This window comes from Microcoleus sp. T3_B1, assembly GCF_036700445.1.
GTDB lineage: Bacteria > Cyanobacteriota > Cyanobacteriia > Cyanobacteriales > Microcoleaceae > Microcoleus.
Genome location: NZ_JAUBOX010000088.1, coordinates 1 through 15832 on the forward strand (window position 1 = coordinate 1; position 15832 = coordinate 15832).

General features: G+C 47.8%; 13 protein-coding genes. 9 read left to right on the forward strand and 4 right to left on the reverse strand.

Going from position 1 to position 15832, the window contains the following annotated elements:
* Positions 1-46 precede the first annotated feature (46 nt).
* Positions 47-187 carry a hypothetical protein gene (locus QT990_RS30045; protein ID WP_333301139.1) on the forward strand — a complete coding sequence of 47 codons (141 nt, stop codon included), beginning with the start codon at positions 47-49 and terminating at the stop codon, positions 185-187.
* Positions 188-272: 85 nt separating this feature from the next.
* On the opposite strand, the gene QT990_RS30050 is transcribed toward QT990_RS30045, so the two are convergent.
* Positions 273-3677: a DNA methyltransferase gene (locus QT990_RS30050; protein ID WP_333147207.1), complete on the reverse strand. Its 3405-nt coding sequence runs from the start codon at positions 3675-3677 to the stop codon at positions 273-275.
* A 158-nt stretch (positions 3678-3835) separates the two neighbouring features.
* Here QT990_RS30050 and QT990_RS30055 point away from each other — a divergent pair, with 158 nt between their 5' ends.
* Together QT990_RS30055 and QT990_RS30060 are read left to right on the forward strand one after the other, a co-directional pair.
* Complete coding sequence (locus QT990_RS30055; protein WP_333147225.1) at positions 3836-4240, forward strand: RusA family crossover junction endodeoxyribonuclease; 405 nt, start codon at positions 3836-3838, stop codon at positions 4238-4240.
* The gene (locus QT990_RS30060) at positions 4237-4911 is read left to right on the forward strand and encodes a hypothetical protein (protein WP_333147209.1); all 675 of its coding nucleotides are present in this window, start codon (positions 4237-4239) and stop codon (positions 4909-4911) included. The genes QT990_RS30055 and QT990_RS30060 overlap by 4 nt, the downstream gene beginning before the upstream one ends.
* Before the next feature lie 75 nt (positions 4912-4986).
* On the opposite strand, the gene cphA is transcribed toward QT990_RS30060, so the two are convergent.
* The 3 genes from cphA to QT990_RS30075 form a co-directional block, all read right to left on the reverse strand.
* Entirely contained in the window at positions 4987-7701 is a 2715-nt protein-coding gene (gene cphA / locus QT990_RS30065; RefSeq protein WP_333147211.1) for a cyanophycin synthetase, read from the reverse strand.
* A 338-nt stretch (positions 7702-8039) separates the two neighbouring features.
* Positions 8040-8933 carry a cyanophycinase gene (locus QT990_RS30070; RefSeq protein WP_333147213.1) on the reverse strand — a complete coding sequence of 298 codons (894 nt, stop codon included), beginning with the start codon at positions 8931-8933 and terminating at the stop codon, positions 8040-8042.
* A gap of 65 nt (positions 8934-8998) precedes the next feature.
* Positions 8999-9157: a hypothetical protein gene (locus QT990_RS30075; protein ID WP_333466107.1), complete on the reverse strand. Its 159-nt coding sequence runs from the start codon at positions 9155-9157 to the stop codon at positions 8999-9001.
* A 108-nt stretch (positions 9158-9265) separates the two neighbouring features.
* Between QT990_RS30075 and trmD the strand changes: the two genes are divergently transcribed.
* The 6 genes from trmD to larB all read left to right on the forward strand — a co-directional run bounded on the left by trmD (position 9266) and on the right by larB (position 15171).
* Positions 9266-9961: a tRNA (guanosine(37)-N1)-methyltransferase TrmD gene (trmD, locus tag QT990_RS30080; protein ID WP_333164483.1), complete on the forward strand. Its 696-nt coding sequence runs from the start codon at positions 9266-9268 to the stop codon at positions 9959-9961.
* Between the two features lie 794 nt (positions 9962-10755).
* Complete coding sequence (gene ispF, locus QT990_RS30085; RefSeq protein ID WP_333147227.1) at positions 10756-11235, forward strand: 2-C-methyl-D-erythritol 2,4-cyclodiphosphate synthase; 480 nt, start codon at positions 10756-10758, stop codon at positions 11233-11235.
* A gap of 67 nt (positions 11236-11302) precedes the next feature.
* Entirely contained in the window at positions 11303-11851 is a 549-nt protein-coding gene (locus QT990_RS30090) for a hypothetical protein (protein ID WP_333147217.1), read from the forward strand.
* The gene (locus tag QT990_RS30095; RefSeq protein ID WP_333301134.1) at positions 11829-12404 is read left to right on the forward strand and encodes a PIN domain-containing protein; all 576 of its coding nucleotides are present in this window, start codon (positions 11829-11831) and stop codon (positions 12402-12404) included. The genes QT990_RS30090 and QT990_RS30095 overlap by 23 nt, the downstream gene beginning before the upstream one ends.
* A 40-nt stretch (positions 12405-12444) precedes the next feature.
* A complete protein-coding gene (locus QT990_RS30100; RefSeq protein WP_333411974.1) occupies positions 12445-14205 on the forward strand; it encodes an ABC transporter substrate-binding protein in 1761 nt (586 codons plus the stop codon).
* A 162-nt stretch (positions 14206-14367) separates the two neighbouring features.
* Entirely contained in the window at positions 14368-15171 is an 804-nt protein-coding gene (gene larB, locus QT990_RS30105) for a nickel pincer cofactor biosynthesis protein LarB (protein WP_333411972.1), read from the forward strand.
* Positions 15172-15832 lie beyond the last annotated feature (661 nt).

Sequence of the window (15832 nt, forward strand, 5' to 3'; positions counted from 1 at the left end):
TTCATGCTAACTATGATAACATAATAGGTAGCAATTGGGTAGCCAAATGGTCAGAGAAAGATTAAGTATTCGCATTGTCGTGAGTCGGCTAGAGAAGTTGCGGAGAATTGCCAAACAGAAAGAAAAAACAATGACCCAACTTGTAGAAGACTGGATTGATAAACTTAAAGAGGAAAAGCCGTCCTAGAAGGACGGGGCTTTAAACCCAGTTTTCCGGTAAGGGCGATCGCCTTCAAACCCCCTAGCGTAAGCTACAAGTTTTTGCAATTCCATCAGGTTGGGAGATACCAATATTGCACGCCACCTTCATTATGACTGAGCAAAATACCCAAATCTTCCAGGCTTTCCAGACAGTCGAGAATGACTTTTTGTTTGCGGCTGGCTGCTTTGAAATGGGCGGTGACTTGGGCGGCTGTCCATTCGCCGCTTTGGGTGCGGAATAAGTCGCGGATGGCCCAAAGTTGCTCTTTGAGGGTTTTGGGGAAAGGTTGTTGTTCCGTGGGTGTAATGGCGGTTTCGGTTTCGGTGGTGATGCCTGCAAGGGATGGTTGGATGTAGGTTTCGCCTGGGGCTTGGTAGTCGGGACGCAGCCAGCGAATGTGTCCGTTGCGTTCTTCCTCGGCGCGTTGGGCGTTGAGGGTGACGAGGTTTTCCAGGATTTGGTCGTCGGTGAGGGTGGGTTCCCAACCATAGGCGGCAAATACGGCGGCATCGAGTTCGTCGTGGATTTGTTTGAGGGTGGAGACTAGGGCTTTTTGGTTGAAGGCTTTGTCTTTGTCGTCGAGGGGTTCGCCTTTGCGGAGTTTTTCGAGGAGGTTGTACATCGCGGTGATGGTGACTTCGGGGTGAGTGGCTTGGACTCGTTTGCGGTGGCTGTCGAGGCGTTCTCCGAGTTCGCGGATGGTTTGTTTTTGGGTGTCCGTGGGGTCTGGGAAGGGGAAAGGGTCGAAGCATCGAGTTTTGTTGTAACGAGGTCTATCTTCTAATGTTCCGCCTGCTGCCAGCGACCAAGTAACATGAACTCGACTAGAAAGAACTCCTAAGAAATAAGCATCATCAAGGGCGATCGCAATCAACATATTATCAGGTATTACTTCACGGGGAAGAAAGACGAATACTCTATGCTTCGCAGTCTCTACTGTAGCAATATAACGCTGTAGTCCCTTTAGTGCTGGTCGAAGTTCAGTTCTGGGACGACCAAATATCCACCAGTTTTCTCGGAGGCTCTTATCACGGTTAGTATCTCGTTCAGGTTTAACTTTATCCAACACCCATTGGAATGCTTTTGGATATAGTTCTTGAGCTTTATCAGCTTTTAAGCCAAATAAATCAATGACGCGCACATTGCGAGAATTTTGCATACAGTCTCGTCCATTAATGTATGGGAAAAGAACCTCAGACTCAATCTCTCCAAAGTCAGATTGCTCGACAATAAACCCGGAACTAAATAGCATAACACCGCGACTGGATATCCTATCATTAGCCAGAAGTTGTTGAGATTGAGTTAAATCAGAACCCGCTAGAAGGTTACTAAAAATTAGCCCTACATTCTGCAACTGCACTTGAACTTGCTCTGCTGAGTCTTCCGGTGTCTCTCCCTCACACTCAGCAACTACTGTACCAAATTCGGCAATCCTTACAGGGTTTTTGAGGTCATCTAATTCACCTGCTGTAATTGCAATTCTGACTGCTGCCCCTCCATCAATCCAAGGGTGATCGGGAATAGCAAAAATTAATCTGGTTGGAATCTTTTGCGTAAAATGAAAATCCAGAACTTTCCGCTGCCGAACTTGGCGAATACTGTTTGTGGTAATAAACCCAAAGCGTTTAATTTTGCTCGCTCTAGTTAGTTCCGCTGCCTTGTGCCACCAGTACATGACGAAATCCACAGTATCCGGTACATCCTTATAGACTTTCCTCAACTTTTCTGCATATCCATCTCCCAACATTTCCCGCATTCTCGCATTGCCAATAAACGGCGGATTCGACACAATATAATCCGCCTCCTGCCACTGGGCCGCCCTCGGATTCAAATACCGATAAATTGTTACTTGGTTTGTCGGATCGGGAATATTTTCCCCCGTCACCGGACTTTTCATCATCCGTCCACCCCAACGAGTTCTCACCTTCCCCGCCGCATCCACATCCGGTTCTATTCCGTCATAGGCCAACACCGCATCCCGGCATTCAATATTGTTGTACTCCCGCAACACCGGTTCGATCGGCGGAATATCGCCAAACCGCCGAAAATGCCACTGCAAATACCCAATCCAAATCACCAAATCTGCGATCGCCGCTGCCCTAGGATTGATCTCAATCCCCAAAAACTGACTCGGATTAACTTGAGCAATATCTAACCGCAACTGCGCCGATCCGGTGACATCTTCCAAGCGCCGCAACACCTCCGATTCCAACCCCTTCAACAAATCCAACGTGACATAAAGGAAATTCCCCGATCCGCACGCCGGATCGAGAATCTTCACCTGTTGTAACTCCGTCAGAAATGCTTCTAAAACTGAGCTCGCCTTTTTCCTTTGATTTGCAGTCGGTTCCGATTCCCCCGCGTTGAGCAACTGTTTAACCTCCGCTTGTACCGCAATCCAGCGATCGCCCAAAGGTTCCATCACCACAGGCTTTACCAACCTTTCCACATACGATCGCGGCGTATAATGAGCCCCCAACTTACTCCGTTCCCTCGAATCCAGCGCCCTTTCCAACAACGTCCCAAAAATCGCCGGTTCCACATTGCACCAATCCCGCTTCGCCGCCTGCAACAAAACTTCCAACTGCGCCTTTGTCAAAGCAAACGCCTGCGACTCGGCAAACAATCCCCCATTAAACCGCAACAGTTTGCCATGAAAGCCAAAACTCGTCCCCTCATTCATCGCCTCCCACAGCGCCTCTACCTCCGGCTTAAACGTCTTCGGATTGAGAATCCAGCGCGTTTCCAGCGCCTGCGTAAACAAATGTTCCTTCAGTAACCCCACATCCTCGGCAAACATGGTGAAAATACAGCGCATCAAAAACTGGGCGACTTGCTGCGGATCGACATTCGCCTCCATCCGCTTCGCCAACTCTGCCAAATCTGCCGCCACTTCCCGTGTCACCCGCGCCGCAATTTTCTCTGGATTGCGCTGCTGCGGATTGCTAAAAATATCGACAAACAAATCGAAAACATCGGCTTTCAGCAACTCGATTAGCCCGATTTCTCGCCGCGCCCCATAGCCGCCATAATCCCCGCTAAAACCCATCCATAATTCAAAATGATCGCCAATATCGCAAGTTAACAAAAACGGCGGTTTGCTGCTGAGACTGCGGGTATAGGCGATCGCCTGCACAAACGCTTTTTCCATCTCTCGCAAATAGGTATTTGTCCCCCGCTTGGCCGTTCCCTTTTTGCTAGTTGTTCCGCCCTGTTTTGCCTCGATTAAAAAATGCTCGGCTTTGTAAAAGTCAATAAACCCCGGAGTTACTTTGCCGCTGGGGTGAAAAATTTTGACATCTTTATCAAAGCAGTAGGGATCGTTGGGAATTCTGCCTTTATCAAAAGGGCGATCGACTCCCAGCGCATCGCACATTTCCGCAAAAAACAACTGGTAGTTTGCCCGTTCGTTACCGCTAGAACCTGCCCAGCGCGTAATGAATGTTTCGACACGCGTGCGATCGGCTTCATTCATGTTTCAACCCTGTTGCTTGCTTTTTCCTGATTCTATAATTAGATCGGTTTGAATTTTCGATTTATCTTGCGATTTTGGTTGGAAACTCTTGGAACCGATTACCCAGTGGGCGGCAGTTAAGAGGTAAAATAATCCCCAATCTTCTATTTAGAAACACTTTGGCGAGATTTGAGTTCATAGTAGATGGCCCACCAGTATCACAACAAGCTCGTAGGCGAGCTCTTCTTAAAGCTTGGAAAGTGACAGTGAGGCAAGAGGCTGAAAAATACTGGTCTTCGGAGCAGAAAACAGCTACTGGCCTAGTGATGCTTCAGATAACTTATTTCTACGATTCTGTTAAAATCGATGTAGACAACATAGTAAAGCCAATTCAAGATGCAATTATCGGGCTAGCCTATGTCGATGACGATCAAGTAACTGATGTTCTAGTCCGCAAGAGGAATTTATCAACTAACTTTAAAGTAGAAAATATGACCTCGATTCTAGCGGAAGGATTTGCCCGTGGTAATGAATTCTTGCACATTGTCGTAATTGATGCTCCTGACAAAGAGGTACTGACATGATCGCAACCCCAACTGCAAACATAGAAAGAGAGCAACTGCTGAAACTAGCAGAGGAGTATCGTGAGAAAGGTTATGAAATTTCATTTCATCCAAACTCTGAAGATTTACCGGACTTCCTTAAAAGCTATCGCCCGGATCTGATAGTGCGCCGGGGCGAAGAATCGGTGGTTATTGCAGTCAAGTCACGCGCTTCACTCAAGTCACCCTCTACTACATATCTACGTAATTTAGCCCAAGCAGTAGCAGAAAATCCCGGCTGGAGGTTTGAGTTAGTGATGACTAACTCGGAGGATGCAGTCGATATTTCCCAAGCTGAGGATTCTTTTCAAGAGCATGAAATAGAGTTGGGTTTGCAAGTCGCCAAGCAACTTGTAACACAACATCTAGAGTCAGCAATGCTATATTCTTGGTCTTTAGTTGAGGCAACTTTGAGGATTGTTGCCCATAAAGAAGAGCTAAGTTTGCAAAGATTAGAACCGCTGTATTTAGTGAAACAACTGACGGTTGAGGGCGTGATTTCTAAATCCGAATATCAGTTATTAATGAATGCGCTTTCTTTGCGGAACGCTATTGCTCATGGGTTTAAAACTACACAACTTACGCAAAATTCTGTGTGCGAACTGATTGAGGTTACAGAGAAAATATTGAAAGATAATACGGCGGTTGTCTAAAGCAAAAAGGTTGGGTTTCCTTTCGTTAACCCAACCTATTAATAATGTAATGAAATCAAAGTTCAGAGTTTAGCCTTAATTCACCACAGTCGGTTTTAAACTTTCCTGTGACTTCGATCGATCTAAACCATTTTGAACTTCCACAGATTCCTTAATCGGTTTCCGGGCTTCAATTAAACTCAGAGCTTTGTTGACACTTTCAGGTAAAATCACTACCAAACTGCCGGCTGGCGCCTCATCTAAAGCCTTGTTAACGGCCGTTGTTTCGTCGAGAATCAACTCGTATTCAACTTGAGATTTCTTTGCGGTTCCTGCAGAAATCGCCTCGGCAATTCCCTGGCAAATTAACTTTGCCACGGCACCGGGTTCTCGGCCGCGCCTGTCAATATCTTCTTTGACAAGAATACGATCGAACATCTCGGCCGAAAGTTTGCCCAGCGTGACAAAATCTTCATCTCGTCGGTCTCCGGGCGCGCCGACAACCCCGATCCGCAGTCCCGGCCAATTCAGCACGAAACTGCCCAAAGCTTTGTAGCTGTGGGGGTTGTGCGCGTAGTCGAGTAAAGCGTGATAGCTGCCCAAATTAAACAAGTTCATCCTTCCGGGAGTTTGACCGACGGATGCTTGGAAGCTGGACAAAGCAGCGCGAATATCTTCTATTTTCAATCCTTGGGCAAAAGCAGCCAAACAAGCTGCTAAAGCATTAGCAATCATAAACGGCGCGCGTCCGCCCATCGTCAGCGGCACGTTCACAGCCTGCTCAATTCTCAGCGTCCAATCACCTTTCAATATCGACAAATACCCATTTTCGTAAATCGCTGCCAGCCCGCCCGCAGCGGTATGTTTGGCAACCAGTTCGTTGTCCGGGTTCATCGAAAAATATGCAATTTGAGCCTTGACACGCTGCGCCATTTGTGATACCAGCGGGTCGTCTGCATTCAAAACTGCATAGCCTTTGGGCATTACCGACTCGACGAGGACACTCTTGAGTTTGGCAAGTTGTTCCACGGTGTCGATGTCGCCAATTCCCAAGTGATCTGCCGCGACGTTCAAGACGACGCCGACATCGCACTGATCGAAGCCGAGGCCCGATCGCAAAATTCCGCCTCTAGCCGTTTCCAACACTGCCACTTCCACCGTCGGGTCAGACAAAATCAATTGAGCACTCTGCGGCCCGGTATTGTCTCCGGTTTCTACCAAATAATCGCCGATGTAAGTGCCGTCGGTAGTCGTGTAGCCGGTAATCTGACCGGTCTGCTTGACAATGTGGGCTAGCAGGCGAGTGGTTGTCGTTTTGCCGTTGGTTCCCGTTACCGCTAAAATCGGCACCCGGCTGGGTTGAGGCGAGGGGAAAAGCATATCGAAGACGGCGCCGGCGACGTTGCGGGGTAAACCTTGACTGGGGGCGACGTGCATTCTGAAACCCGGTGCTGCGTTGACTTCGACGATGACGCCGTTGACATCGCGCAGGGGTTGGGAAATGTCGGGAGTTACTACGTCAATGCCGGCGATGTCCAAACCGATAATTTTGGCGACTCTGGAAAACAGCCAGACGTTTTCTGGGTGGATTTCGTCGGTGCGATCGACTGCAATTCCACCGGTACTCAAGTTTGCTGTCGCCCGCAAAAATACTCTTTCGCCGGCGGGCACTACCGAGTCCATCGCGTATCCTTGTTTTTCCAGCAAATCCAGCGACAATTTGTCGATCGTGATCCGGGTGAGCACGTTGTCGTGTCCGTCTCCTCGCTGCGGGTCGCGGTTTACTTCTTCAATAAGCTGTTCTACTGTAGACTTGCCGTTGCCCACGACGTTAGCAGGGACTCGTTCTGCGACTGCTATGACTTGCCCGTTGACTACCAATACTCTGTGGTCACGGCCGACGTAATAGCGCTCGACAATGACGCTTTTTGTTTTTGATGCGGCGCTGGCTAAGTCGTAGGCTTCTTCTGCTGCTTCCCAGGAATTGATGTCGATCGTAATGCCGCGGCCGTGGTTGCCGTCTAGGGGTTTGAGGACGATCGGATAACCGCCGACATCTTCGATCGCCCCGCGCAGTTCGTCCAAATAATGAATCACCGTTCCTCTTGGCACCGGTACACCGGCGCTGGCGAGGATATTTTTGGTACCTTCCTTGTCACAGGCAAGTTCTACTCCCAAAACTCCCGTCCGGTTGCTCAGAGTGGCCTGAATCCGCTTTTGGTGAACCCCGTAGCCGAGTTGAATCATAAACCGGGCGTTCAAAGGTATCCAAGGAATGCCGCGCGCTTCTGCTTCCTTGATCAGTGTTTCCGTGCTCGGCCCCAAAGCCGCCGACGCACCAAACTCTCTCAGGTCTCTCAAATCTTGGACTAATTCTGCTGCTGGATAAGTGCCTGTCTCGGCAATACTTTGGCACATCCGCACGCCCGCCCGGGCTGCATAGCGACCTGCTTGTTCGTTTTGATACTCGATTACTACTTGGTAAATGCCTGGGGTCGCAGTCTCGCGGGTGCGACCGAACCCGACCGGCATTCCTGCCATTTCCTGAAGTTCTAGGGCGACGTGTTCGATTACGTGTCCCATCATTGTGCCTTCTCTGACCCGTTGCAGGAATCCTCCCTGATGGCCTGGGGAACAGTGATGGTCGTTCAAACTCGGAAGTGCGGCGATCAACCCTTCGTAGAATCCAGGAATTTCCGCTGTGGTTTTATCTGCCCACTCCTCTAAATCCAGACGCATCAGGACGAGTTTCTGGCGTCGGATGCTCCAGTAGTTGGGGCCGCGTAAGGTCTGGATTTTAAGTATTTTCATGGCAGTTTGAGGGGTATGGGGCGCGAAATCTTATAGATAATTGGAGCATTTATTCAATTTCGATCTAGATTGCTCGATAAACTGTTCGCTGCGAACAGTTTGGGAGTGAATTTCCAGTTATGGGCTACCCAATTGAAAATTTCTGCTCCTGCGATCGGCTAAAAACAAGTACAGGTACATGGCTAGCAAAAACTCAAAGCCCGAAGCTAGAATTTTCTGTGGTTCGGCCTGCTGGGGTCAGACCGTGGCTGCTTCGGAATCTATTCTATGGTGGTATCCATGATTCGGCCGGAATGCCGCCTAATTTCTGCCGAATCAATGACAAGAGATGTTCTACGTTAGTTGGCTGTGCGGCATTCGGGGGGCCAGCCAGACTCGGAACACGCTCCCGATGGCATTGGTTTGCCTAGGGGCATATTGTAGCAATCTCCGTGACACAGGACGTGCAAGCGCATATTGAACAGACTTAAGGGTTCTGTCGCTCCTACCATAGACTCATTGGTATAAAAATTTTCCCTAGAATCAACAATAGTCACAGTGCCTTTACCGAGAATTTTCATAGTATCGTCTCCCTCAAACAAGGCACAGGTGTCTTCGTCAATACCAATAGCGAGGCGATCGGGATGGCAAGCCACAGCCGACAGCAAGCGAGCCATGCGGTTGCGGTTGTGAAAATGCTGGTCTACGATGATCTCAGGAATAATGTTAAGTCCGTTTGCCATGTCTACTAAAGAGCGGTTCGGTGACGCCCCACTCCCACCGCCGGCAATCATGTGATATCCCATCACCGCAGCACCCGCGCTGGTGCCAGCGAGGGTAATCTTGCCTTCGAGAGTTTCTTTGCGAATTTTCTCCATCAGCGGGGTGTCCGCCAGCAGCCCACAAAGCCGCAGTTGGTCGCCGCCTGTGATGAATACGCCCGTACAGTCTTCTAAGTAATCTTTCCAGACGGGGTTTTCGGCTTGTTCGCGTTCGCGGATGTCCACTACTTTGACTGCGCTAACGCCCATTTCGTCAAATATTGTGCGGTAGCGGTTGCTAATTCCTTCGGGATCTCGCGAAGCGCAGGGAACGATCGCCAGCCGAGCGTTTGCACCCCCAGCACGGCAAAAAAAGGTGTTCAGAATCTCTCGCCCGTGAACTTTGTCTTCGGCTCCCCCGATGACCATAATCGAGGTTTTTGTGCGCTGGGGAATATTGTGTTCAAGGGCTTGAGATGTCAACTGCTGCATGGTGTGTCTTCCTCTGTTGGATGTGAAATTCAATTTTGCCGTGGCTGTGCGTAGAATAGGGCTTTTTAAGAATAAATATTTGTTGGTGCGAGTGAGGTGCGATCGCCGATCGCGCTATCCCGCAGTTGTTTGGGGGCGAGTTTACTTGCAGTCGCTGTCATGAAAAACAGATTATTTTTGTACAAAACCGGCCCGCCGACAAAGGAAGAAAATTTAACTTGCAAAAATTCTCAGAAATTATAAGAAATTATAAAGAATAAAGCAATTACTGAAAACTGAACTCCCTCTAAAGGTCAAACTAGAGGTGATGTCTCAATGAAATTCCAATAATTGTGCGATTTGACGTTGTTACCCTATTTCCAGAATTTTTCCGGGCTCCCCTAGAGTCGGGACTGATGGGCAAAGCCTTAGCTAAAAAGATTGCTGAGGTGAATTTTGTCAATCCCCGCGATTTTACCACAGACAAACACCAGCGAGTCGATGATGAGCCTTACGGGGGCGGAGTGGGGATGCTGATGAAACCGGAACCGATTTTTGCTGCGGTGGAGTCGCTGCCGATTTTGCCGAGGCGGGAGGTGATTTTGCTGACTCCCCAGGGGGAACCGATGCAGCAGGCGATGTTTCGGGAGTTGGCGGCGGATCGCGATCAGTTGGTGTTGATTTGCGGTCATTATGAGGGTGTGGACGATCGAGTGCTGCATTTGGTAACTCGCGAGGTGTCTTTGGGGGATTTTGTGCTCACGGGGGGCGAAATTCCGGCTTTAGCTTTGATTAATGGAGTTTTGCGATTGCTGCGGGGAACTGTGGCGAAGGAAGATTCGCTAAAGTTTGAGAGTTTTGAAGACGGACTTTTGGATTATCCGCAGTACACTCGACCGGCGGATTTTCGGGGATTGAAGGTGCCCGATGTGTTGCTGTCGGGTAATCACGCGGAAATTGCTCGCTGGCGCAGGGAACAGCAAATTGAAAGAACGCGCCAAAGGCGATCGGATTTGTATGATCGATGGTTGCAGGAGAGGGGAGAATAGGAGAAAGGGCGATCGCACGAGTGGTCAATCGATTTTAGATTTTAGATTTTAGATTTTCGATTGACTTGCGCGAGATAAATGCGGGGGCTTGAGGATTTTCGATTTTCGATTTTGGATTGATTCCACGGATAAATCACGTGGCGGGTACCACCTTTGAAATTCGTGGTCAGAAACCTGGTTTTTTGCGGTAATACTTCGTGGTAGTCCACAGATTCGGTAAAAAACCCGGTTTCTTTGGTCTTGATGCGTAAATCCCGTATATAGCAATCCTAAATCATTTGCATAATTATTGTAGGGGCAATCCGACCCCTACTCCCCGTGGTTGCCCGATAGATAAGGGGTAGGCACGGGGAGTAGGGGTAGCACTACCCCTACAAATTTATCTGAATCATTTAGGATTGCTATAAGCTGTGTTGCATCTAGATTGCCTATGGTATTAGAGAGGGAGAGGGGGAGAAGAGGAGAGGGGGAGAGGATTTGACGATTGTTGATCGGGACTCGAAATATGCAATTTAAATGAACAACAGCTTATTTAAGAGCCTAATAAATTTTGGATTCGCGTTTGTAAGTCTTTGATTTCAGGAGAGCGATCGAGAAGTCCCCATAATTTTCTAGCGTTTCCAGCATTAACCCTTCTCTCCCCCCTCCAACAGCTTTAGGATTGCCATAGCTGCTGAGGAAAGCAGAAAAAAAAATATTTAACACTCGGCTCGGCCTTAAAAAATAAATTCACTTATCTCCCTGAAAATATGAAATAATTGTCTTCTACTATACTTACCAAACCTTCCTTTTACATGAACATCCGCATCGGCAATGGCTACGACATTCACTGCTTAGTTCCCGATCGTCCTCTCATCCTAGGCGGTGTCAATATTCCTCACGAATTAGGATTACTCGGCCACAGCGACGCCGACGTACTTACTCACGCTATCATGGATGCTATGCTCGGAGCTCTGAGCTTAGGAGATATCGGTCTTTATTTCCCGCCAACTGACCCGAAATGGAAGGGTGCGGATAGTCTCGTATTGCTGGCACAAGTCAATCAGTTAATATTAGATAAAGGCTGGGAAATCGGCAATATTGATTCGGTGGTGGTGGCGGAACGTCCAAAGCTGAAACCGCATATTGAGCAAATGCGCGATCGGCTTTCTGCTGTCCTACAATTAAAACCAGACCAAATTGGCATCAAAGCCACCACCAACGAAAAGTTAGGCCCGGTGGGGAGAGAAGAAGGAATTGCAGCCTATGCTGTAGTTTTGTTGGGCAAAAAATAGAACTCTAGAATCTCTAATTGACTGTAAAGTTAATCTCAAATCCAACATCGCTAGGAAGCCTGAAATCATGGACACTGACACTTGGGAGTTACAATTACCCGTAGACGCGGATGTGATCGCGTTGGATAAGGACGATAACATAGTCGTGCTAATCGAGGTTAAAATTATTCAAGCTCAAGAAACAGCCGCGAAACAGAAAATTATCGCTCGCGCGATCGATTGGCTGAAAGCGGTGTTAGCTAAGCTATCTGAAAAAAACGCGATGGTTCCCTATGCTATGTTTGTTGACGCGGAACAAATTTTGATTTTTAAATGGGACGGAAAAAATTTATTGGAGCCTGTTTGCACTCTCAATACTGGTGAAATATGTCGCTATTATCTCCCTACATTTGGCAGTAAATGGATATTTGAAGATACCATTGAGACGCTCATCCAATCGTGGCTGCATGACTTAGATTATCATTGGAAATCAGAAATTCCGCCAGCATCGGAACAAATAGCAGCCATCGGTTTGCTGCCGTTACTTGCAGGTGGAACAACAAAATCAGGAGTGGAATTAGGTGGCAATCGTATATATCGAGACCAACTTTTTGATGAGTATTGCTACAGGGCGTGAGGCTGAAGCAATTATGTTGCTGCGGGATTTGTCCTCATCAGTTCAGTTGGTCATACCCAGCATTTGTTACATGGAGGCTTTGTCAGCTTTAGAGGATGAGTTGAAGCGACAAAACTCTTTTGGGCAACAGCTAAGCCGCCAAATTAGCGAAACAAAGCGAGATGTGACATCCGAACACGCCGCATCTCTATCTTTTCACTTAGAAGAGTCATTCATTTTCTCTCGCTATCGAGTAGGTGAAATTAAATCGCGCTTGCGAGAAGCGATAAGTCTGATGTCGCGAAATGCAGAAATGATTGTATTAAATACAGAGATGATCGAAGCAAGCTTAAACGAAACTTTGATAGAAAAAGATCCAACCGACAATTTAATTTTACACTGTATCCTGACTCATGCCCGCTTGCACCCCACAGAAACCAAAGCATTTCTAAGTGGCAACATCAAAGAATTTCGCCAACTTCCCGAAGTTCAAGATGCTTTGCAACAGGCTGGAGTGGAAAAGTATTTTTCGCGCACTGAAGACTTTCTTGGTTGGTTACAATCTCAGTCATAGTTGCACGCAGGTGGTAAACTAAAAAATTATGAAAATTTCTATGATGCTACATTCAAGACTGCGCTGGCTGGCGATTTTACTGGCGGCAATTGCCACCCTAACTCTGTCTGCGTGCACTCCAGCCCGATCGAACTTAGTAAACAGACTCATCGTTCCGACCCCCAGCGGCCCGGCCACCTTCAACTCCCCGTTAAATCAGTCGGCCTACGACATTTTTGGCTATATTTACGATGGACTAATTAACCAAAATGGGTTAACATCAGATTTAGAACCCGGTTTAGCCCAGTCCTGGGAAGTTTCTAAAGATGGCAAAAAGATTGTCTTCACCCTGCGAGAGGGTTTGAAATGGTCGGACGGCGAACCGATGACTACTGATGACATTATCTTCAGCTATGAAAAGATTTATTTCAATGACAAAATTCCTAGCGGTTTGAAAGATAATCTGAGGGTTGGCATGAGTCGCGAATTCCCAAAAGTTAAAAAAATTGACAGCCGCCGCGTTGAATTTTCCGTGGCAGAACCCTTTGCTCCATTTATTAGATATGCTGGGGGAATCCCAATTTTACCAGCTCATATTTTACAGGAAGCTGTCGAAAATACAGATGCAGACGGCAACCCTAAATACCTGACTACTTGGGGCACGGATACTGATCCTAAAAAAATTGTCGGCAACGGTCAGTACCGAATGCTGAGTTATACTCCTAATCAGCGCGTTGTTTTGGAACGAAATCCGTATTTTTGGCGCAAAGATGCTGAGGGAAATGTCCAGCCTTACATCCAGCAAATTGTTTGGCAAATTATCGAAAATACTGACAATCAACTGCTGAATTTTCGATCGGGCGATTTGGATACTCTGAACGTGGAACCGGAAGTGTTTCCCCTGCTGAAACGGGAGGAAAATCGCGGCAAATATACGGTCTTCAACGGCGGCCCGGATACTGGCAGCGTCTTTGTGTGTTTCAATCTGAATAAGGGGCGCAATGCTCAAAATCAGCCGTTTGTAGACCCAATTAAGTCTCGGTGGTTCGCGACTAAGGAATTTCGGCAGGCGATCGCCTACGGCATCAACCGATCCGCCATGACTAACAATATTTATCGCGGACTTGGCGAGCCGCTGCATTCCCCAATTCCGGCGCAAAGCCCGTTCTACCTGTCCCCAGAAGAGGGATTGAAAACTTACAGTTACGATCGGCAAAAAGCCAAAGAGTTACTGTTAAGTGCTGGTTTCAAGTATAATAGTAACGACGAATTGTTGGATGCTGAAGGCAACAAGGTGCGATTTACTTTGTTGATGGCCGCAGGTAAAAAAGTTCGGGAACAAATGGCAACGCAAATTAAGCAAGACTTGGGCAAACTGGGGATGCAAATTGATACGCAGTTCCTGAGTTTTAACACTTATGTGGAAAAGCTGCGATTGACGCGGAATTGGGATACTTACCTCGGCGGTTTTACGGGAGGTACTGAACCGCACAGCGGCTACAATATTTGGTCTGTTAACGGCACGCTGCACAGTTTCAACCAGGGCCCGCAAGCCGGAGAACCGCCGATTAAGGGTTGGAAAGTTGACGACTGGGAGCAAAAAATCGATGACCTTTACGTGAAAGCTTCCCAAGAGCTTGATGAGGCTAAGCGCAAGGAAATTTATGGGGAGACGCAGCGGATTATAGCGGAACAAGTGCCGTTTATCTATATGGTGAATCCGCTGACTTTTGAGGCGGTGCGCGATCGCGTTTCGGGAATTCGCTACAGTGCCCTCGGCGGTGCTTTCTGGAATTTGTACGAACTGAAAATAACAGAATAGTCAGTCGATTTTAGATTTTAGATTTTAGATTTTAGATTTCATTTACTCTAAAGATGAATCTGGGAACTTGAACAAGAGTCTAAAATTGTGCCGCGATTTAAGTTGGGGGCTTGTATCCGTTTTTGGGCCGGTCATTAGTTAGCAGTCATTAGTTATTAGTTTATGGAACCTAAAATTTTACAGAAGTTACTCGAATCTGTCGCGGCCGGCGATGTTAGTCCGATCGCCGCTTTGGATAAATTAAAGCATTTTGACTTTGAACAAGTCGGCGATTTTGCCAAAATTGACCACCACCGCACTTTAAGAACGGGTTTTCCTGAAGTAATTTGGGGCCCAGGGAAAACGCCCGACCAAATTGTTGAGATTATCGAGGCGATGCGCGGGCGAAATTCGGCGGTGATGGCGACACGAATCGAACCGGAAGTTTTCGAGCAATTGCAACAAAAAATACCCGATTTGTGCTACTACCAAAAGGCTCGAATTTGTGCAATTTCTCCTAATTCCCCAAATCCGCAGCATCCGGGTACTGTGACTATTATCAGTGCGGGAACGGCGGATTTGCCTGTAGCGGAAGAGGCGGCAATTACTGCGGAACTTTGCGGTTTTCAGGTGCGACGTTTGTGGGATGTCGGAGTTGCGGGCATTCACCGCTTGCTGAGCAACCGGCACGTGATTGCTGATGCTGATGTGTTGATTGCGGTTGCGGGTATGGAAGGTGCTTTGGCGAGTGTGGTTGCGGGTTTGGCAGATTGTCCGGTGATTGCTGTGCCGACGAGTGTGGGTTACGGCGCGAGTTTTGGCGGGATTGCTCCTCTTTTAACTATGCTCAATTCTTGTGCGGCGGGTGTGGGTGTGGTGAATATTGATAATGGATTTGGGGCGGCGATTTTGGCTTGTCAAATTCTCAGAAGTGCTGGCAGAGTGGGGAGAATCGGAGAGGGGGAGAATGGGAGAGAGGGGGGATAGTTCCAAGCCCCCTCTATCAGATAAGACTAAGGCCAACTGTCACAGGACGATCGATTTTTAGGGTGCATCTTGCACCATTCTCAAGAACAGGCAAGATGCCTGTTCCACAAAGAGTGAGTTTTCTTGTGGGGAGTAGGGGTTGGGCAGGAGAGCCCGCGCAAGATGCCTGTTCCACAAAGAGTGAGTTTTCTTGTGGGGAGTAGGGGTTGGGCAGGAGAGCCCGCCCGTAAAAAACCTAATTGAAAATGGTGCAACATCTCAGGTGCTTGACATACTCCCCTGCCTAAAGGCGAGAGGATTCTTAACACTTCATCGACCAATGCTACCGAAGTAGTCTTACGAGCGCCTCCATGTTCATTTTAAGTCGTGGCAATGCCCTATCCCGACTATATGTATCGTTTTGTTTGAAAAACATTAACAATACTTTGTTTTGCTTCCAGGTTGGATTTTAACCATTGCCCTTGGGTCTTTCCCTATTACTGGATCAGTCCCGGTTTCAACTCAAGATGAGTATATATCGCTGCAATCTTAGGTGGGGATTTCAACCAATTAAACTATAGCATAAAGCCGTCCTAAAAGGACGGGGCTTGCATCCCATTTTCTCGGTCAGACTCCGTTATTGAAATATTCTTGAAGATTTCGGGTAGTAGAGCACCTTACT